Genomic DNA, 18,505 nt, shown 5'->3' with positions numbered 1-18,505 from the left:
CTACCAGCGCTTGGTCTTGATGTTGTGGACGTGCGCGTGCTGGCCCACCTGGATGTCGGAGACGACCTTGCCGATATCGACGCCATATTTGAAGACGGTGTCGCCCGTCTTCATATCCTTCAGCGCGACCTTGTGGCCGATGGGAATGTCCTGCTTGGCCTTGACCTGGATGATCTTGTCTTCATCCATGATCCAGGCGTTCAGGTCCGTGCCGGCGGTGATGCCTTCGACCACGGCCACGGCGACCGTGTCCTTCGCGTCGTGCAATACGGCATGAATCATGAGTCTTCCTCCTGGTGACGGGACGGTCGCGTGCGTCCTGGCGCCGTGCCCGCTGTTGATCGTGCCGTCGATCTTATTTTCGAATTTCATTCATGTCAATCAAATCATATATATGACCTGTATGGTCATGCGGAAAGCGGCCGCGGCGATGTCCGGGCGAGGGCAAGGATGGGGAATAGGGGGCGGATCGCTGAGCGCCGGGGTACATACAGAGCGCCGCCAGGGGCGCGCAGCCCCTGTGGCGGCACCCTGCGCACGAAGCGTCAGGGACGGATCGCGCCTTGCGCCAGCTTGCGCTTATAGACGGGCAGGTCCACGCTGGGACGCGGCGCGGCGATCTGGGTGAGCAGATCCGAAACGAAGCCGCGGTGGTAGCTGTTGTGGTTGACGACGTGCAGCAGGATCTCGCCTTGCGACATGCGCCCGGTGTTGCCGCCGATCAGGGCGTAGTCCTTTTCGCGGGCCAACGAGGTCTCGGTCTGGGCTGCGGCCCAGGCGATGTACCACTCGTCCATCGCCTGCTGGGCTTCCCACAGTTCTTCGATCCCGGGATGCGTCACGGTGTTCAGCGCCGGAATGCCGTGTTCCCGCCCTTCGATGTGCGCCTGCCAGATCAGGTCGACCACATACGTATGATTCAGCGAGCGGGCGAAATTCTTGAACAGCGAGACGCGGTCCTTGTAGATTTCCTCCGCCGGCAGGGCCATGACGATGGCGAAGGTTTCGCGGTTGGCCCAGCGCTTGTAGTCGGCGAGCATACGGGCGGATGCCGGGGTCAGCATGACGATTCTCCTGCGGAATGTCGATGCCGGCCAGCATACGCCGCCAAGCTGTATGCAAACTGTCTGGGGCGCGCCATCCGCCGTGTCCGGCGGCCTGCCAGGGTGCCCGGCACGGGCCGCGCCCGGCCGGGCGTTCAGCGGGCCGTCAAGCCGCGGCGCTGCCGCACCGCGTCCGCCAGCTGGCGCAGTACCGGCTCGGTCTGGGCCCAGCCCAGGCAGGCATCCGTGATGGACACGCCGCGGCGCAGCGGTACGCCGGGCTTCAGGTCCTGGCGGCCTTCTTCCAGGTGGCTTTCGATCATCGCGCCGATGATGCGCCTGTCGCCGCCGGCGATCTGCCGGCCGATATCCTGCGCAACGTCGATCTGGCGGCTGTGCGACTTGTTGGAGTTGGCGTGCGAACAATCCACCATCACCTGCTCGCGCAGGCCGGCGCGTTCAAGGATCTCGCAGCACGCGTCGATACTGGCCGCGTCGTAGTTGCTGCCCTGCTTGCCGCCACGCAGGATCACGTGCGTGTCGTCGTTGCCGCGCGTTTCGAAGATGGCCGCCATGCCCATCTTGGTCATGCCCATGAAGGCATGCCTGGCGCGCGCCGCGACGATGGCGTCGGCCGCGATCTGCACGCCGCCGTCCGTGCCGTTCTTGAAGCCCAGCGGACAGCTCAGGCCCGACGACAATTGGCGATGGCTCTGGCTTTCCGTCGTGCGCGCGCCTATGGCGCCCCAGGCGATCAGGTCGGCGATGAATTGCGGGCTGAGCAGGTCCAGGAACTCCGTGCCGGTCGGCAGGCCCAGCTGCGCGATGTCCAGCAGGAGTTCGCGGGCACGCCGCAGTCCCTCATTGATGCGGTAGCTGCCGTCCAGGCGGGGATCGTTGATATAGCCCTTCCAGCCTACCGTCGTGCGCGGCTTCTCGAAGTAGACGCGCATGACGATCAACAGGTCTTCGCGCAATGCGTCCGCCGCGGTCTTCAGCAGGCGGGCGTAATCCATGGCCTGGTCGTGGTCGTGGATGGAGCAGGGGCCGACCACCACGAGCAGGCGATCGTCGCGACCGTGAAGAATGTCGGCGGCCGAGGCGCGGGTGCGTTCCACCAGATCCTGTATCGCCGGCGAGACGGGCAGTTCATCCTGCAGCAGCGCAGGCGAAATCAAGGGGCGCACGGCGCCGATGCGCACGTCGTCGATACGGGTGGTGTCCAGGGTGGAATCGGCGCTGCCGACTTCGCGGTCGTGTAAGGGGTCATCCAGGCGGTTCAAGGCATTCTCCAGGCAATGCCTGAATTATTGCACCCCGCGACACCGGGGCGCCGGCCGCCGGAAGGCCGTCCACCGGGCCGCTGGCGCGTCGGCCTGGCCAACACCGCCATCCAGGCCGGGCCCGATGGACATTCCGCCGGACCGGTATTCAATCGTCGATAGCAGTCCGCGGCACGCCCGGCGCGCTGGTCGGCGCCTACAATCCTGCTTACCGTTTATGTACACCCGGCCCTGCCGCCCAGCTGTTACGGTGCCTCGATCGCCGGGACAGGCGGCGTCATGCCGCCCTGGGGACAGAGCAAGCGTGCGCGTCGCGCCATCGCGCGGCGGGGCGTTCCTCTCAAGGAGAAAGCCATGGGCAAGCGGTGTGTGGCGGAGTTTCTGGGCACTTTCTGGCTGGTACTGGGCGGTTGCGGCGCGGCCGTCCTGGCCGCCGCGTTCCCTCAATTGGGCATCGGTTTCGCCGGCGTGGCGCTGGCGTTCGGCCTGACGGTGGTGACCATGGCCTATGCCGTGGGCCACATATCGGGCGGTCATTTCAACCCGGCGGTTACCGTGGGCCTGTGGGCCGGCGGCCGCATCCCGTCCCGGGACATCCTTCCCTACGTCGTCTCGCAGGTATTGGGCGGTATCGTCGCGGGCGCGGTGCTGTATGCCATCGCCAGCGGCAAGACCGGCTTCGATCCCATGGCCGGCGGCTTCGCGTCCAACGGGTATGGCCAGCATTCCCCGGGCGGCTATACCCTGCTGGCCTGCATGATCTCGGAATTCGTCCTGACGGCGTTCTTCCTGATCGTCATCCACGGTATTACCGATAAGCGCGCGCCGGCCGGATTCGCGCCGCTGGCCATCGGCCTGTGCCTGACGCTGATCCACCTGATCAGCATCCCGGTGACCAATACCTCGGTCAACCCGGCGCGCAGCACGGGCGTGGCGCTTTTCCAGGGCAGCTGGGCGCTCGGGCAATTGTGGATGTTCTGGGTGGTGCCGCTGCTTGGCGGGGTCGCCGGCGGCCTGGTCTACCGCTATCTGTCGTCCCCGGATATCGCCCGGCGGGACACCGGCGCCTTTCCGTCCGCGCCCGCGCCCAGCGCCTGAGACGGCCCTAGCCCGGCCGCCGGCGTGGGACCAGATCCAGCCAGGCGACCAGCACCAGCCCCGCCGCCAGGCCCAGGTGCTCGAAGAAGGCGTTGGCGGCCATCGAGCGGTCCTGTCCTGGCGGCATTTCCCAGAAGCGCAAGGCCAGGCCCGTCGCCATGAGGGTGAAGGCGGCCAGCGCCGCCGCGCCCAGCCAGCGCAGCCGGCCGCCCAGGATCATGGCCGACGCGCCCAGTTCCAGCGCGATGACCAGCGCGGCGAACAGCGGCGCCGGCGACAGTCCGAAATGCGCCATCTCGCGCACGGCGCCCGGAAAGTCGAACAACTTGACCAGGCCGCCTTGCAGGTAGGCGGCGCACAGGCCCAGGTAGGCCAGGTACCGGACGGCATTCGCGGCCGGCGATACCGGTGCCGGCGATACTGGGGGCGTCATGGCGGGCGCCGAAGGCGAGTCAGGCCGCATCGTGGTCTCCCTACACCGCCCAGCACGAGCAGCCCAGGGCGCCGAAGAAGCCCTGCAGGTCGGACGCCGGCGCGCGCGCCGCCCAGGCCCGCGCGTGCTCGTGTCCGTGCAGGCCGCAGGCGCTGGCGCACCCGCACGCCGACAGATTGCGATATCCCAGGGAGTTCTTGCCCGCGCCTTGCGGGTCGCCCCAGGCGGCGTAGCCGCCGAACAGCCGCGTCGGCGACCAATCGGGCATGGCCGGCGGCAAGGGGTTGTCGTCCAGCGGCGTGAAGTCGCCCGCGCCATAGACCACGCGCCCGCCCACCACGGTCAGCTCGGAGGTCAGGAAGGGCAGGTCTTCCTCCGCGCAATGGAAGTAATCCTTGCTCGGCACGATGAAGTCGGCCAGCTGGCCCGGTTCGATGCGCCCGCGCCGGCCTTCCTCGTTGGCGAACCAGGCGACGTTCTCCGTCCACATGCGCAACGCGGTTTCCCGGTCCAGGCAATTGCGGCGCGGATACAGCTGCGTGCCGCCCACCGTCTTGCCGGTGATCATCCACGACAGCGAGACCCAGGGGTTGTAGGAAGCGACCCGCGTGGCGTCGGTGCCGGCGGAAACCTTCACGCCCTTGGCCAGCATGCGCGCGACCGGCGGCGTGGCCTGGGCGGCCTCGGCGCCGTAGCGTTCGATGAAATACTCGCCCTGGTAGGCCATGCGGTGCTGCACGGCGATACCGCCGCCCAAGGCGGCGATGCGGTCGATGGACCGGTCGGAGATGGTCTCCGCGTGGTCGAAGAACCAGTTCAGGCCGGTCAGCGGCGTATCGCGGTGCACTTTCTCGAACACGTCCAGCGCGCGCGATATGGTCTCGTCGTAGGTCGCATGCAGGCGCCAGGGCCATTTGTTCTGCGCCAGCACGCGGACGACTTCCTCCAGCTCGCCTTCCATTTCCGGCGGCATATCGGGCCGGGCCGCGCGGAAGTCCTCGAAGTCCGCGGCCGAGAACACCAGCATTTCGCCCGCGCCGTTGTGGCGGAAGTAATCGTTGCCCTGCTTGTACTTCACGCTGGACGTCCATTTCAGGAAGTCTTCTTTCTCCTGCCTGGGCTTTTGCGTGAACAGGTTGTAGGCCAGGCGTACCGTCATCTGGTTTTCGTCGGCCAGTTTCTGGATGACGGCATAGTCGTCGGGATAGTTCTGGAAGCCGCCGCCCGCGTCGATCACGCCGGTGACGCCCAGGCGGTTCAGTTCCCGCATGAAATGCCGGGTGGAGTTGACCTGGTAGTCGAATGGCAGCTTCGGGCCCTTGGCCAGCGTGGCGTAAAGGATGGTGGCGTTGGGCTTGGCCAGCAACAGGCCCGTGGGGTTGCCCTGGGCATCGCGCAGGATCTCGCCGCCGGGGGGATTGGGCGTGTCCCGGGTGTAGCCGACGGCACGCAAGGCGGCGCCGTTGAGCAGGGCCCGGTCGTACAGGTGCAGGATGAAGACCGGCGTGTCCGGCGCGACGGCGTTGATTTCATCCAGCGTGGGCAGGCGTTTTTCGGCGAACTGGTGTTCGGTGAATCCGCCGACCACGCGCACCCACTGCGGCGGTGGCGTAATGGCGACCTGGCGCTTGAGCATCGCCATGGCATCGGCCAGCGAACGCACGCCGTCCCAGCGCAGCTCCATATTGAAATTCAGGCCGCCGCGGATCACGTGGGTATGGTTGTCGAACAGTCCGGGCAATACGCCGCGGCGCTTGAGGTCCACCACGCGGGTATCCGGGCCGGCCAGCGCGAGGACCTCGGCGTCGCCGCCGACGGCGACGAACTTGCCGTCCTTGACGGCGACAGCGGTCGCCCGCGGGTTGGATCGGTCCAGTGTCGTGATCTGGCCGTTATGGAAGACGACGTCCGGCTTGGCGTTGGGCACGGTGCGATTCTCCTGGTTGGGATGGGGGTGTAAGGGCTCAGCCGCGGTCTTTCGGATCGGGCTGGCGGCCGGGCAATTGTCCGAACACGTGGCTTACCGCCTTTTCCTTGTCGCACGCCGCGACGAAGGCCGTGCCGCGCAGCATCTGCTTGCCCACGGGAATGACCTGCTCGCCCACCAGAATGCCCAGCAAGCCGACCAGCGCCACCAAAGGCGGGGCGGGCGAGCGCACCTGAAGCAGGCTGTATACGATGCCGACCAGCAGACCGGCGCCCAATGACAGCAGATAGAGTTTCATGGCGATTCGTCTCACGTGATGTTGCGGTTGGGAATACGCAGGCGGGCCGGCCTGGCCGGGCTTGGCCTGATCTGGCCCGGCCTACGGCCGGGTGTCGGCCAACAGCACCTCGGCATCGTCCAGGGCCACGACCCGCAGCTCGGTTTCGTCGCGGATGGCGGCGCCATCCCCTGGCCCGATCTCGACGCCGTTCACGCGGATGCGTCCGCTGGCGGCGACCAGGTAGCCATAGCGGCGCGGATGCGCGAAGCGGTATGTGGCGGCTTCGCCGGCCTTCAACGCCAGGGCCAGCACGCGGGCGTCGCTGCGTATGGGCAAGGCGTCCTCATCGCCTTCGATGCCGCTGGCCAGGGCGACGAATCGTCCCTTGTAGGCCTCGCGGGGAAAGGGTTTGCGGCCCCAGCTGGGCGGCGCGCCGCGGCGGTCCGGCTCTATCCAGATCTGGAAAGCCCGCGAAGGCGCGGTTTCCATATTGAATTCCGCGTGCGTCAGTCCGCTGCCCGCGCTCATGACCTGCACGTCGCCGGCCCGCGTCTGTCCGCGGTTGCCCAGATCGTCCTCGTGGGTCAGGGCGCCTTCACGCACGTAGGTGACGATCTCCACGTCGGCGTACAGGACCGGCGGCGAGCCCGCGCCCGCGGCGATCGTGTCGTCGTTCCATGCCCGCAAGGCGCCCCAGTTCATCCGCCGGGGATTCCGGTAACCGGCAAAGGAAAAATGATGCCGGGCGTCCAGCCAGCCGCGCCGCTCGCGGCCCAGGCTAGTAAAGGAACGACGCTCTATCATGGCCAGGCTCTCTTGCGTGGTGATTACGATGCGGGCAGTGTAGGCAGGCGCGTTCGACCTGGGAATCCGCGCAGTGGAATTGCATGCTTTCCATTCTTTCGATGATCGACGCGAGCGCCATGCCGCAAGCCCTATAGCGCGATGTAGTGGTGCACGGCCGGCTTGCCGGGCCCCGCGTGGTAGCGCAGGACGTCGTTCTGCAGGTCCGCATCGGCATGGGATACCCGCTGGTGCTGGCGCAGGTGTTCGGCCCAGGACTCCACGAAGAACCATTCCAGCACCCGGTCGGCCTCGCCCGTATGTTCGACCAGCCCCCAGGCGTAGGCGCCATCGCGCAGCCGCTCCCGCGACAGCCGCCGCATGGCCTGCAGGAAGGCCGGGCGGTCTTCCTGGCGCACGCGATATTCGATCTGCACCATCACGGGGCCGCGGTCATTGGCGACGGGCGCGGCGGTCAGCGGTTCGGGCCAGTGGTTGGAGGGCTGCAGGTCCGCCTCGCCCACGGGCAGGCTGGCGCGATGGAACAGCAGCGCGACGATGGCCAGGCCGGCGGCGCTGGCCGCCAGGGCGTAGGGGACGCCGATCTCGCGCGCCGCCAGGCCCCAGCCGAAGCTGCCGGCGGCCATCGCGCCGTTGAACACCATCAAATACACGGCCAGGCCGCGTCCGCGCACCCAGTTCGGCAGGACCGCCTGCGCCACGCTATTGAACGTGGTCAGCGCCGTGATCCAGCCCATGCCCAGCACCACGAGGACCGGGACGGCCAGCCATTTGGGCGGGCCGGCGACCAGGACCGCCATGACCGCCGCGCTGGTCACGGAGGCCACCAGCACCAGCCCGTCGGCGTCCAGCCATGCGCGCAGCCTGGGCATCACCAGCGCGCCGGCAATGGCGCCCACGCCCACCGCGCCCAGCAGCACGCCATAGAAGCCCGACGTGCCGCCCAGCATCTGGCGCGCCACCAGGGGCAGCAGGGCCCAGACGGCACTGGCGAAAAGGAAGAAGACCGCCGCGCGCAGGAGGACGCGATGCAATTCCTTGCTGGCCCGTGTATAGCGCAAGCCCGCCCGGAATGCGCCCAGGAAGTTCTCGGACAGCTGGGTGCTGGCGGCGGCGGGCCGCTTCCACCACAGCAGCGCGGCGATGACGAATACGTAGCTCAGGACATCGACCCCATAGGTGGCCGCCGCGCCGAAGCTGGCCAGGATCAGGCCGCCGGATGCGGGGCCGATCGCGCGGGCGATATTGATGCCCAGGGAGTTCAAGCCCACGGCGCTCTTGATGTCTTGCCGCGGCACGAGCTCCGGCACGATGGATTGCCAGGTCGGCCCCATCAGCGCGGCGCCGATGCCGCCGGCGAAGGTCAGGGCGATCAGGTATGGCACGGTCAGCGCGCCGGTGTGCGACAGCATCAGCAGCGTCGCGCTTACCGCGGCCAGCATCACCTGGACGAAGATCAGGAAGCGCCGGCGGTCGAGGATGTCCGACAGCACGCCGGCCGGTATGGCAAGCAGGAAAATCGGCAAGGTCGCCGCGGTCTGGATCAGCGCCACGGCGGTGGGGCTGGCCGACAGGTCGGTCACGAGCCAGGAGCTCGCGACGTCGCGCATGAAGCTGCCCACGTTGCCCAGCACCGTCGCGGCCCAAAGTACGGCGAATACGGGCTGGCGCAGCGGCGCGAAGCTGCCAGCGGTGGAAGTCGGATTCTTGTCCGGCACGGCGTGCTCCTGTTTCGCGCCGGACGGGGGCATTTCGCCGCGCCGCGCGTCTTGTGGGGGAATCGGGATGCCGGGGTGGCCGCGCGACTCATGGCGCGCGGCCCGCGATACCCCGGCCGTGGCTTACTTCGCCGGGTTGGGGCCGATGCGTTCGCCGTGCTGGACCCGTTCGGCCAGCTTGTGGACATGCGTGACGGCGTAGTCGATACCCATGCCGTAGGCGCCGGAGTGTTCCTTGACGATACCGGTGACGGCGTCGTAGGTTTCCGTGCGCGCCCAGTCGCGCTGCCATTCCAGCATCACCTGCTGCCAGGTCACGGGCACGGCGCCGGCCTGCACCATGCGGTCCATGGCGTACTTGTGGGCGTCGGACGAGGTGCCGCCAGAGGCATCGGCCACCATGTAGATCTCGTAGCCGCCTTCCAGCATGGCGCACAGGGCAAAGGTGGTATTGCACACTTCGGTCCACAGTCCGGAGACGACGATCTTCTTGCGGCCGTTGGCGGCCAGCGAATCGCGCACGTTCTGGTCGTCCCAGGAGTTCATCGAGGTCCGTTCCAGGATCTTGTGATCGGGAAACACGGCCAGCAGTTCGGGATAGGTGTTGCCGGAGAAGCTGTCCGTCTCCACCGTCGTGATGGTGGTGGGGATGTTGAACACGCGGGCGGCCTTGGCCAGGCCCACGACATTGTTCTTCAGCGTCTGGCGGTCTATCGACTGCACGCCGAACGCCATCTGCGGTTGCTGGTCGATGAAGATGATCTGGCTGTTCTGCGGGGTCAGGACTTCAAGGTACTTGTTGGTCATGGCAGGTCTCTCTTTCAGGGAACAGTCGTTGGCGCGGCGGGTGGGACGTTCGGCATGCCTGCAAGCCGTCTGGCCTGCCTCCGCTGCCTGGCGTGACGGGAGTGCCGCTTTGCCTCCCGCACACCTCGTGTATCGGTATCGGCATGTTAGGGAGAGACCGCAGGCCTGAGAACCCGAGCAAAAGAATTCCATCCTTTCCATTCCTGGCATGATCCGGGTGGCGGCTGGCCGCGATCGGGACGCAGGCCGATGGCCAGCGCGCACCCGGCCGGGTTTCCCTCGGGCCGGCGATCGCATCGGTGACGCCGCCCGTGGCCTTGTTGGCCCGACACGCGGCCGGCTATCATCGGCGCGACTTTTCGCGGGGATATGGAATGAAAAAACTGCCGGATCTGGAAGGGTGGGCGATCTTCGCCAAGGTCGCCGAAACGGGCTCGTTCGCCAAGGCGGCGGCCGAGTTTTCCCTGTCGCAGGCCACCGTGTCCAAGGCCATCACGCGGCTGGAAACGCGCATGAAGTCCACCTTGTTCCACCGGACTTCGCGCAGCATGACCCTGACGGAATCCGGCTACGCCGCGCTGGAGCGGGCCGCGCGCATCCTGGAAGAGGGCGAAGCGGTGGAAGCGGAAGTCACCGAAAAGTCCAACAGCCTGCACGGCAAGATCCGCCTGGCGGCGCCCATGTCCTTCGGCGTCACGCACCTGGCGCCCATGCTGCCGGCCTTCATGCAGGCGCATCCCGACGTCGATCTCGAGGTCGAGTTCAACGACAAGCAGGTGGACCTGGTGTCCGAGCGCTTCGACCTGGCGCTGCGTATCTCCAACCTGGTCGATTCGACGCTGCTGGCGCGCCGGCTGTGCACCGTGCGCATCCTGCTGGTGGGGGCGCCGGCGTATTTCGAGCGGGCCGGGCGGCCGCGGCATCCCAGGGACCTGGCGCAGCACACCGCCTTGCAGTACATGTACGCGCGCAACGGCACGAGCTGGCGTTTCCGCCACGACAAGCACGGCGAGTTCTCCCAGGCCATGCCCGTGCACCTCAACGTGAACAATGCCGAGGCCCTGGCCCCCGCGCTGCGGGCCGGCCTGGGCCTGGCCTTGCAGCCGGAGTTCCTGGCATGGGAGGACATCCATTCCGGTGCCCTGCAGACCGCCATGGACGACTGGCAGGTGGAATCCATCGCCCTGCATATCGTGACGCCGCCCGGCCGCCGGCGTCCTGCCCGCGTGCAGGCACTGATCGAATACCTGGCCGCGCGCTTGACCGCGGAACCCTGGGCCAGCGACGTGCAAGCGTAGAAGCCGTGGCCCTCGTCGACAGGACCCGGGCGCGATCCGGCTATTCGCGACCCCGACCTTTTCCCGCCGCAAGCGGCCCGCCGGCCCATGCACGGGTGCGAACGCCCGCTCAGCGGCTTTTGCCGGGCCCGATATAGCGGTTCGTGACGATCAATCCCGGATTGAGGACGCGGACTTCGGCCTGGGCATCCGTGAACGGTATGCCGGTGCCTTTGCAGACCTGCGGGGTGGAGCCGCAGAAGGCCTGTATGAAGTTGAAAAAATTGACGCCCGGGGTGGGCGTGAACTCCACCTTTTGCAGCCAGCCTTTGTTAAGGCCCCTGTACCGGCGATAGGTCACCGTGCCCCCGACTTCCGGGTGCTCGGAATTGCCCGTGATCATGGCGAGCGTGAACTCGATCGACGAGTCGCCGCAATCGGGCTTCAGATTGATGGGGAACGTCCGGTCATCGTTGACCCCGACAGGAAACGATCCCTGCTTGGGAGCGGGATCCACGCACTGGGCCTTGCCCCAGAACTCCACCCAGATCGCGCGGCCTGTCGTATTGAAGAACGTTATGCCCTTCTCATCCGCCGGGGCGGCGGCGGACAAGGTCGCCGCGAAAAGGAGCGTACAAAACGCCGTGTATCTTCCAGGAACCATGGCCGCATCTCCGGGATAAGTCTGGGCCCGTCTGCTTACTCGCCGTGGCAGTGTAGTGTCTGGTGCGCGGGCCGCCGTCGCCGCGCGCTTTAATCTTCGGTGTCCGCGTGTAAGGTCAAACGCGGGTGCCGGCTCGACCGGTCCGGCTCGACGCCACCAGCGCCGATAGCCTTTGTCCCAGCGGCCGTTCCGGATCCGCCAGGTCCAGCACGATGTTCATATGGTTCAGCCCCGGCGCCGGCAAGAGCGTCGCCGAGTGCCCGGAATCGCGCAGCTTGGCGTGCAGCGCGGCCGCCTGGAGCAGGAAGGGCGGCGTTTCATCCATGCCATAGGCGATGATGCGTTCCGGCCCCGGATGCTGCACGGCATCGAGCGGCGACCATGCGCGCGCCTCCGCCTGCGTCATCCGGGCCTCGTCCCGGAGGAAGCTATCCGGAATCCCCGACAGGTCGTAGATGCCGCTGACCAGGAGCATGCCCTGTAGCGCCGGCAGCGGCGCGATGGCGCTCTCGTCGGGGCCTGTCGCGGCAAGATAGGTCGCGAGATGCGCGCCCGCCGAGTGGCCGCTGGCCGTCAGCCGGGCCGGATCGGCGCCGAAGTCCCGCGCATGCGCGTGCAGCCACCGGACGGCACGGCGGACCTGGTCGACGAGCAGCGGCAGGCGCTCGCCGGGCATCAGATCGTATTCGACCACGGCGGCGATGCCGCCCGCCGCGATCACGGGCGCCGCGGCCAGGCGGAAATTGGCCTTTTCGCCGGAGCGCCAATAACCCCCGTGAACGAGGACGTGCAGTGGCGCCCCGGAACGGGGCCGGTCGGGAAATATCAGGTCCAGTGTTTCCCGCTTGCGCGCGCCGTAGGGGATATCGGGCTTCAGGATGGCCCTGGAAGACAGGGCGCGGCTGCGTTCGGCGCACTCGGCGGCGATTTCCTCGAAATCGGGCACGAAGTCCCGGATGCGATATGCGTCTGTGCCTGTCATTCATGTCCTCCGTTGCGCCCGTATCCCGGCTTTGCATGGCCGTATGCCTAGAATTCGACGGCGTAGTATTTCGGCTCCATGAATTCCAGGATCCCCGTCACGCCGCCTTCGCGGCCCAGCCCGCTCTGTTTCACGCCGCCGAATGGCGCGGCCGGGTCGGACATCAGGCCGCGGTTGATGCCGAGCATACCGGTCTCCAGGCGCTTGCCCACGCGCAAGGCACGCTGCAAGTCCCGGGTATAGAGGTACGCGGCCAGGCCGTACTCGGTATCGTTGGCCAATCGGACCGCTTCGTCCTCGGTCTCGAACCGGTAGACCGGGGCAACGGGACCGAATATTTCCTCGCGCGCGATGGCGGTGCCGGGCGGGACGTGCGCCAGGACCGTGGGCGGATAGAAATAGCCGGGCCCGGGCAGGGGCGTACCGCCCGTGGTCACCCGCGCGCCCTGCCGTGCCGCCGTCGAAACCAGGTGGTCGATCTTTTCGATCGCCCGACGCGTGATCATGGGGCCGCATTGCGTGGCCGGGTCGTAGCCGGCGCCGACACGCAGGGCCGCCATCCGGGCGGTCAGGCCCTGGACGAAATCGTCATGGATGCCCGCCTGGACATAGAAGCGGTTGGCGGCCGTGCAGGCCTCGCCGGCATTGCGCATCTTGGCCACCATGGCGCCATCGAGCGCTGCATCGAGGTCGGCATCGTCCAGGACGATGAAGGGCGCGTTGCCGCCCAGCTCCATCGAGCAATTGACCACGCGCCGGGCGGCTTCCGCCAGCAGCGTGCGGCCGACGGCCGTCGAACCGGTGAACGACAGCTTGCGCACCCGCGGATCGGCCAGCATGGCGTTGCTGACCTCGGCGGGTTGCTGGGTGGTCAGGACGTTGACGACGCCGGGCGGAACGCCGGCCTCTTCGCCGAGCCGGGCCATGGCGTAGGCCGTCAGCGGCGTTTCCGAGGCCGGTTTCAGGACGACGGTGCAGCCGGCCGCAAGAGCGGGAGCGATCTTGCGCGTGGCCATCGCGGCGGGGAAATTCCACGGCGTGATGAGCAGCGCGATGCCGATGGGTTCGTGCTCGACCAGGATATTGTGCGAGCCGGAGGGCGTGCGCCGGTATTCGCCGGGGATACGGGTCGCTTCCTCGGCATACCAGCGGAAAAACTCGGCCGCATAGGCGACCTCGCCGCGGGCATCGGGCAGCGCCTTGCCGTTCTCCAGCGAGATCAGGGTCGCGAGTTCTTCGGCGTGGTCGGTCATCAGCTGGAACCAGCGCCGCAGGATCTCCGAGCGCTGCCGGGCGGGCGTGGCGCGCCATCCCTGGGCCGCGGCCTGCGCGGCGTCCAGGGCCTGCATCGCGTCCGCGATGCCGGCGTCCGGCACTTCGGCCAGGACGTCGCCCGTGGAGGGGTTCATGACGGGAATGCCGGCGCCTTCGCGCCACGTGCCGCCGATATAAAGGCCGCGGGCATGCAGGGAGGGGTCGGCGTAGCCGGTCAGCGTAGGGTAGGCCATTGTGCGTGGGGCTCCTGGAAGGTCAGCCGAGGGCGGCGCGGTCGCCGGTATAGGCGGCCATGACAAGGGTGCGCATGTCGGGCAGCGACAGGGGGCGCGGGGTGTTCTGGACCAGTCGGGCGATGCCGCAGCTTTGCTCCGCGACCCAGTCGATACGGTCTTCGGCAAGGCCGAGATCGCGCAAGGTGGGCGGGATGCCGATCGCCTGGAAAAGCGCCGCGACGGCGGGGATGACCGCCGGCGTGCCGGGCAGCCCCATCGCACGGGCCATCTGCGCCAGCTCGTCCTGGATGCGCGGCGCGTTCCAGGCCATGACATAGGGCATCAGGCAGGCGACGCCCGCGCCATGCGCGGTATGGGTCAAGGCGCCTACCGGGTACTGGATGGCATGGGCCGCCGCCGTGCCCGCCACGCCAAAGGCCAGGCCGGCCAGCGTCGCGCCCATCATGACTTTGGCCCGGGCCGCGCGATCGGAGCCTTCATGGACGGCCTGCGCCAGCCCCTGCCAGAGCAGTTCGATGGCGCGCAGCGCGAAATGATCCGACAGGGCGTTCTTGCCGACGAACACGCGCTCCTGGGCGATGCCGGGGAGCGGTTCGCGGCGAATCGCGGTATATGCCTCGATGGCGTGGGTCAGGGCGTCCGCGCCCGCGATGGCGGTCAGGCCGGGCGGGCATGTCAAGGTCAGCTCGGGGTCGCAAATCGAGACGGTGGGGATCAGGTGGGGGCTGGAGATCCCCACCTTGAGACTGCGTTCGGTGTCCGACAGGACGGCGACCGGCGTGACTTCCGAGCCGGTGCCCGCGGTGGTCGGGATGGCGATCAGCGGCATGACGGGGCCGGGGACCTTGTATTCCCCGTAATAGTCCTGGGGCTGGCCGCCATGCGTCAGCAGGACCGCCACGCATTTCGCCATATCGAGGCATGAGCCCCCGCCCACGCCGATCACCAGGTCGGGCGCGAAGTCGCGGGCGGCCGCGGCGCGCGCCATGGCCGAGTCCACGGGGACATCGGGCAAGGTCGAGCCGTCCACCCGGACCGCCAGGCCCGCCTTCGCGAGTCGGTCCGCCATGGCCTGCAGCGCCGGATCGCCGGCCAGGCGGGCATCGGTGATGAGCAGCGCCCTGCGACCCAGCTTGCCGGCGACGGCTGATAGCGCATGCCTTTGCCCGAAGCCGAATATCAGTTCGCGTGGCGCCCGGATCGTGCCGAAGGGGTTCATGGGTTTACCTCTCTGGATGGGGTGGGGGTAAAGCGGAACAGCCGGCGAGGGCGCATGGGCGGCCGCCAGGATCGTATATCAGATCGTATAGGATATTTTATTTGACATCAAATATCCTATCTGGAAGAATTCGCCAGCATGGAGGCCGTGTCCCGGGTTTCGGGTTTTCAGGCTTCGGGATTCAGGAGAGCCAGTGTGGGCTTAGCAGCGGAACGCGAAGGCAAGCCGGTCAGTGTCAGGCCCAGCAGCATGGCCGACGGCGTCTACGACAACATCTATCACAAGCTGATGTCGCTCGATATCGCGCCCGGCTCGCGTATTCCCATCGATGTGCTGGCCCGCGAGCTCGGCGTGTCGCAGACCCCCGTGCGCGAAGCCCTCAGCCGCCTCGAGCGAGAAGGCCTGGTGCGCAAAGAGCATCTCATCGGCTACAGCGCGGCGCCGCAGTGGACGCGCAAGCAGTTCGAAGACCTCTATGCATTCCGCCTGCTTCTCGAACCGGAAGCCGCCCGGCTGGCCGCGCGCAATATGACGCCGGAATCGCTGCGGCTGCTGGAGACTTCGGCGGCGGACATGGGCCATGGCGAAGCGCCGGTCGACCGCAACACGCGCTATTCGCGGTTCGCGCGGGCCGATGCCAATTTCCACGACGAGATCATGAAAATCGCCGGGAACGATGTCATCCGCACCACGCTATACAACCTGCACGTCCATCTTCACATCTTCCGCCTGATGTTCCATACGCGCGTGACGCAGGAGGCCCTGCAGGAGCACGAGAACCTGCTCGCCGCATTCCGGGCGAACGACCCGGATGCCGCCTATGCGGCGATGTACGAGCACATCCAGCGTTCGCGCGACCGCCTGCTTTCCGCCTTCGAATGAGCGCCTCGCCGTCCCTGTCCGCCACTTCGGCCGGCGCCGCGCCCGGCGCGGTCGCCTTGCGCGCCGAAGGGCTGTGCAAGGCCTACGGCGCGATCACGGTCCTGTCGGACGTCACGCTCGATATCCAGGCGGGGGAGGTGCATGCGGTCATCGGCGAGAATGGCGCGGGCAAGTCCACGCTGATGAAGCTGCTGTCCGGCCATGCCGCGCCGACCGCGGGCAGGCTGTCCATGGAAGGCCAGGCGGTGGCGTTCGCCAGCGCCGTCGAAGCGGAAAGGGCGGGCATCGTCCTGATCCACCAGGAAATCCTTCTGGCCGCGGACCTGACGGTGGCGCAGAACCTGTTCCTGGGGCGCGAGATCGTCCGTGGCTGGGCTGTGGACGACCGCGAAATGAATCGCCGTACCGCCGAGCTTCTGGCGCGCGTCGGATCCGCCGCGCGGCCGCGCGACCGCGTCGGCGAACTGCCTCTCGCGCAGCGGCAATTGGTGCAGATCGCCCGCGCGCTGCTGTATGAACGCAAGGTGGTGATCTTCGACGAGCCCACGGCCGTCCTGGCCAACGACGAGGTCGCCGCGCTGCTGGATATCGTGCGCAGCCTGCGCGACCAGGGCGTCGCGGTGCTGTATATCTCGCACCGCCTGGACGAGGTGCAGGCGCTTGCCGACCGCATCACCGTGCTGCGCGACGGCCGCATGGTCGGGACCTGGCCGGCAACGGGGCTGGGCCAGCGCCAGATGGCCGAACTCATGGTCGGTCGTTCGCTGGACATGCTTTATCCGCCCAGGCGCGCCCTGCAGCCGGCGCCGCCCATCCTGTCCGTCACCGACCTGGAAGTCGACCGCGGCGCCCGCAAGGGCTCCTTCACCGTCCGGCCGGGAGAAGTGCTGGGGCTCGCCGGCATGGTCGGGGCGGGACGTACCGAGCTGATGGAAGGCCTGGTCGGCTTGCGCCCGTCCCATGCCGGCGAAATCAGGCTGAACGGCCGGGAGATCGCCCACCGCTCGGTGCGGACGCTGATGGCGGCCGGACTCGTCTACCTGACGGAGGACCGCAAGGGCAAGGGGCTGCTGCTGGACGAAAAGCTCGGCCCCAACCTGACCTTGCAGGCGCTGGACCGCGTCAATCCCTCCGCGGTGCTGGACAGGAAGGCGGAAACCGCGGCGCTGCGCCAGGCCGTGTCGGACTACGACATCCGCGTACGCGCGCTGACGCTGGAGGCCGGCAAGCTGTCGGGAGGCAACCAGCAGAAGCTGCTGCTGGCCAAGGTCATGATGGCCGATCCATCGGTCGTCATCATCGACGAGCCGACACGCGGCGTCGATATCGGCAACAAGAGCCAGATCTACGAATTCATCGACGCCATGGTGCGGGCGGGCAAGGCCTGCATCGTCATATCGTCGGAAATGCAGGAGCTGGTCGGCCTGGCGGACCGCGTCCTGGTGATGCGGGCGGGACGCATCGTCGCCGAGTTCCAAGGCGATGACATCAACGAAGAAAACATCGTCTATGCCGCCACTGCCGGCGGCCTCGGCACGACAGGGGAGGACACACATGGCCACTGCGACCGCAACCGTCGCGCCCGCTGAAGGCGGCAACCGCATCCGCTGGGCGGACCTGGCGCCCTTCATCGCGCTCGCCGTCATTCTGCTGCTGGGGGCGCTGATCAACTCGAACTTCACGTCGCCGACCAACCTGGCCAACGTCGTCACCCGCAGCGCCTTTGTCGCCATCATCGCGATCGGCGCCACGTTCGTGATTTCGTCCGGCGGCCTCGACCTGTCGGTGGGATCGATGATGGCCTTCGTTACCGGCATCATGATCATGGCCATGAACGGGCTGGCGCCGTCCTTTGGAAACTGGGCTATCCCAATGGGCGCCGGCGTGGCGATCGTGGTGGGCGTCCTGTGCGGCTTGTTCAATGGGCTGATCGTGACGGTAGGGCGTATAGAGCCCTTCATCGTCACGCTGGGCACGATGGGGATTTTCCGCGCGTTCATAACGTTCATGACGAACGGGGGATCCCTGCCCATCGACCGCAGCCTGCGCGAGGCCTATCGTCCCGTCTATTTCGGCAACTTCCTGGGCGTTCCTTACCCGGTCCTGATCACGCTCGTGGTCGTACTCGTCGGCGCATTCCTGCTCTATCGCACCAAGTATGGCCGCCGCCTGACCTCGGCCGGCTCGAACGCCGAGGTCGCGCGCTTTTCGGGCGTCAATGTCGACCGGGTACGCACGCTGGCCTACGTCATACAGGGATTCTGCGTCGCCATCGCGGCGATCTGCTACGTGCCGCGGCTCGGCGCCGCCACGCCCACGACGGGCCAGCTCTGGGAACTGCAGGTCATTACCGCGGTCGTCATCGGCGGAACCTTGCTCAGGGGAGGACGGGGCCGCATCTGGGGCACCGTGGCCGGCGCCCTGATCCTCGAGGTCATCGCGAACGTGATGGTCCTGTCGGACCTGGTCTCGGAATATCTCATTGCCGCGGTGCAAGGCGCCATCATCATCATCGCCATGCTTGCGCATCGCTTCACCAGCAGCCGTTAACAAGGCGTAGTACCTCAAAGGAGGAAG

The 18,505-nt window shown here is 67.4% G+C and carries 18 protein-coding genes; 5 read left to right on the top strand and 13 right to left on the bottom strand.

The annotated features are described in order from the left end of the window. The 3 genes from BAU06_RS18065 to BAU06_RS18055 form a co-directional block, all read right to left on the bottom strand. Complete coding sequence (locus BAU06_RS18065) at positions 1-282, bottom strand: UxaA family hydrolase (protein WP_066353174.1); 282 nt, start codon at positions 280-282, stop codon at positions 1-3. A 263-nt stretch (positions 283-545) separates the two neighbouring features. Then, positions 546-1,064, bottom strand: a complete 519-nt coding sequence (locus tag BAU06_RS18060) for a DinB family protein (RefSeq protein WP_066353169.1) — start codon at positions 1,062-1,064, stop codon at positions 546-548. A gap of 134 nt (positions 1,065-1,198) precedes the next feature. Then, positions 1,199-2,326: a 3-deoxy-7-phosphoheptulonate synthase gene (locus BAU06_RS18055; RefSeq protein WP_066353165.1), complete on the bottom strand. Its 1,128-nt coding sequence runs from the start codon at positions 2,324-2,326 to the stop codon at positions 1,199-1,201. Positions 2,327-2,680: 354 nt separating this feature from the next. Here BAU06_RS18055 and aqpZ point away from each other — a divergent pair, with 354 nt between their 5' ends. After that, on the top strand, positions 2,681-3,424 hold the full coding sequence (aqpZ, locus tag BAU06_RS18050) for an aquaporin Z (RefSeq protein ID WP_066353161.1): 744 nt from the start codon (positions 2,681-2,683) through the stop codon (positions 3,422-3,424). Between the two features lie 7 nt (positions 3,425-3,431). Here aqpZ and BAU06_RS18045 read toward each other — a convergent pair whose 3' ends face one another. The 6 genes from BAU06_RS18045 to BAU06_RS18020 all read right to left on the bottom strand — a co-directional run bounded on the left by BAU06_RS18045 (position 3,432) and on the right by BAU06_RS18020 (position 9,393). Continuing rightward, on the bottom strand, positions 3,432-3,857 hold the full coding sequence (locus BAU06_RS18045; protein WP_066359309.1) for a DoxX family protein: 426 nt from the start codon (positions 3,855-3,857) through the stop codon (positions 3,432-3,434). A 40-nt stretch (positions 3,858-3,897) separates the two neighbouring features. Further along, positions 3,898-5,784, bottom strand: a complete 1,887-nt coding sequence (locus tag BAU06_RS18040; protein ID WP_066353155.1) for an amidohydrolase — start codon at positions 5,782-5,784, stop codon at positions 3,898-3,900. A gap of 37 nt (positions 5,785-5,821) precedes the next feature. Continuing rightward, on the bottom strand, positions 5,822-6,082 hold the full coding sequence (locus tag BAU06_RS18035; RefSeq protein WP_066353153.1) for a XapX domain-containing protein: 261 nt from the start codon (positions 6,080-6,082) through the stop codon (positions 5,822-5,824). Between the two features lie 81 nt (positions 6,083-6,163). After that, positions 6,164-6,868 (bottom strand): pirin family protein, encoded by a 705-nt coding sequence (locus BAU06_RS18030; RefSeq protein WP_066353151.1) that lies wholly within the window; start codon positions 6,866-6,868, stop codon positions 6,164-6,166. 131 nt (positions 6,869-6,999) lie between these two features. After that, positions 7,000-8,619, bottom strand: a complete 1,620-nt coding sequence (locus BAU06_RS18025) for an MFS transporter (RefSeq protein ID WP_066353150.1) — start codon at positions 8,617-8,619, stop codon at positions 7,000-7,002. Positions 8,620-8,709: 90 nt separating this feature from the next. Next, a complete protein-coding gene (locus BAU06_RS18020; RefSeq protein ID WP_066353148.1) occupies positions 8,710-9,393 on the bottom strand; it encodes a hydrolase in 684 nt (227 codons plus the stop codon). 374 nt (positions 9,394-9,767) lie between these two features. On the opposite strand from BAU06_RS18020, the gene BAU06_RS18015 reads away from it, so the two are divergent. Continuing rightward, complete coding sequence (locus BAU06_RS18015) at positions 9,768-10,691, top strand: LysR family transcriptional regulator (RefSeq protein WP_066353146.1); 924 nt, start codon at positions 9,768-9,770, stop codon at positions 10,689-10,691. 109 nt (positions 10,692-10,800) lie between these two features. Here the strand turns inward: BAU06_RS18015 and BAU06_RS18010 are convergent, their stop codons facing one another. From BAU06_RS18010 to BAU06_RS17995, 4 genes are all read right to left on the bottom strand, one after another. Next, the gene (locus tag BAU06_RS18010) at positions 10,801-11,334 is read right to left on the bottom strand and encodes a hypothetical protein (protein WP_156770270.1); all 534 of its coding nucleotides are present in this window, start codon (positions 11,332-11,334) and stop codon (positions 10,801-10,803) included. Positions 11,335-11,449: 115 nt separating this feature from the next. Then, on the bottom strand, positions 11,450-12,316 hold the full coding sequence (locus BAU06_RS18005; protein ID WP_066353144.1) for an alpha/beta hydrolase: 867 nt from the start codon (positions 12,314-12,316) through the stop codon (positions 11,450-11,452). A 47-nt stretch (positions 12,317-12,363) separates the two neighbouring features. After that, on the bottom strand, positions 12,364-13,824 hold the full coding sequence (locus tag BAU06_RS18000; protein WP_066353143.1) for an NAD-dependent succinate-semialdehyde dehydrogenase: 1,461 nt from the start codon (positions 13,822-13,824) through the stop codon (positions 12,364-12,366). 22 nt (positions 13,825-13,846) lie between these two features. Further along, positions 13,847-15,046, bottom strand: a complete 1,200-nt coding sequence (locus BAU06_RS17995) for an iron-containing alcohol dehydrogenase (RefSeq protein ID WP_066353142.1) — start codon at positions 15,044-15,046, stop codon at positions 13,847-13,849. 195 nt (positions 15,047-15,241) lie between these two features. Between BAU06_RS17995 and BAU06_RS17990 the strand changes: the two genes are divergently transcribed. Genes BAU06_RS17990 through BAU06_RS17980 form a run of 3 tightly spaced genes read left to right on the top strand, consistent with a single transcriptional unit; the run spans position 15,242 to position 18,478 of the window. Then, positions 15,242-15,928: a GntR family transcriptional regulator gene (locus tag BAU06_RS17990; RefSeq protein WP_231933902.1), complete on the top strand. Its 687-nt coding sequence runs from the start codon at positions 15,242-15,244 to the stop codon at positions 15,926-15,928. Next, a complete protein-coding gene (locus tag BAU06_RS17985; RefSeq protein WP_066353136.1) occupies positions 15,925-17,517 on the top strand; it encodes a sugar ABC transporter ATP-binding protein in 1,593 nt (530 codons plus the stop codon). The genes BAU06_RS17990 and BAU06_RS17985 overlap by 4 nt, the downstream gene beginning before the upstream one ends. Then, positions 17,483-18,478, top strand: coding sequence for an ABC transporter permease (locus tag BAU06_RS17980; RefSeq protein WP_066353134.1), 996 nt, complete (start codon positions 17,483-17,485; stop codon positions 18,476-18,478). The genes BAU06_RS17985 and BAU06_RS17980 overlap by 35 nt, the downstream gene beginning before the upstream one ends. The last annotated feature ends 27 nt before the right edge of the window (positions 18,479-18,505 follow it).

This window comes from Bordetella bronchialis, from assembly GCF_001676705.1.
GTDB classification, from domain to species: Bacteria; Pseudomonadota; Gammaproteobacteria; order Burkholderiales; family Burkholderiaceae_B; genus Bordetella_C; species Bordetella_C bronchialis.
The sequence above is the reverse complement of the archived record's forward strand: the minus strand, read 5'-3'. Positions and strand labels throughout refer to the sequence as shown.

Excerpts from the sequence above, each read along its gene's own strand:
- BAU06_RS18065 (WP_066353174.1), bottom strand. The coding sequence starts at position 282 with ATGATTCATGCCGTATTGCACGACGCGAAGGACACGGTCGCCGTGGCC.
- BAU06_RS18060 (WP_066353169.1), bottom strand. The coding sequence starts at position 1,064 with ATGCTGACCCCGGCATCCGCCCGTATGCTCGCCGACTACAAGCGCTGG.
- aqpZ (WP_066353161.1), top strand. The coding sequence starts at position 2,681 with ATGGGCAAGCGGTGTGTGGCGGAGTTTCTGGGCACTTTCTGGCTGGTA.
- BAU06_RS18045 (WP_066359309.1), bottom strand. The coding sequence starts at position 3,857 with ATGACGCCCCCAGTATCGCCGGCACCGGTATCGCCGGCCGCGAATGCC.
- BAU06_RS18035 (WP_066353153.1), bottom strand. The coding sequence starts at position 6,082 with ATGAAACTCTATCTGCTGTCATTGGGCGCCGGTCTGCTGGTCGGCATC.
- BAU06_RS18030 (WP_066353151.1), bottom strand. The coding sequence starts at position 6,868 with ATGATAGAGCGTCGTTCCTTTACTAGCCTGGGCCGCGAGCGGCGCGGC.
- BAU06_RS18025 (WP_066353150.1), bottom strand. The coding sequence starts at position 8,619 with ATGCCCCCGTCCGGCGCGAAACAGGAGCACGCCGTGCCGGACAAGAAT.
- BAU06_RS18020 (WP_066353148.1), bottom strand. The coding sequence starts at position 9,393 with ATGACCAACAAGTACCTTGAAGTCCTGACCCCGCAGAACAGCCAGATC.
- BAU06_RS18015 (WP_066353146.1), top strand. The coding sequence starts at position 9,768 with ATGAAAAAACTGCCGGATCTGGAAGGGTGGGCGATCTTCGCCAAGGTC.
- BAU06_RS18010 (WP_156770270.1), bottom strand. The coding sequence starts at position 11,334 with ATGGTTCCTGGAAGATACACGGCGTTTTGTACGCTCCTTTTCGCGGCG.
- BAU06_RS18005 (WP_066353144.1), bottom strand. The coding sequence starts at position 12,316 with ATGACAGGCACAGACGCATATCGCATCCGGGACTTCGTGCCCGATTTC.
- BAU06_RS18000 (WP_066353143.1), bottom strand. The coding sequence starts at position 13,824 with ATGGCCTACCCTACGCTGACCGGCTACGCCGACCCCTCCCTGCATGCC.
- BAU06_RS17995 (WP_066353142.1), bottom strand. The coding sequence starts at position 15,046 with ATGAACCCCTTCGGCACGATCCGGGCGCCACGCGAACTGATATTCGGC.
- BAU06_RS17985 (WP_066353136.1), top strand. The coding sequence starts at position 15,925 with ATGAGCGCCTCGCCGTCCCTGTCCGCCACTTCGGCCGGCGCCGCGCCC.
- BAU06_RS17980 (WP_066353134.1), top strand. The coding sequence starts at position 17,483 with ATGGCCACTGCGACCGCAACCGTCGCGCCCGCTGAAGGCGGCAACCGC.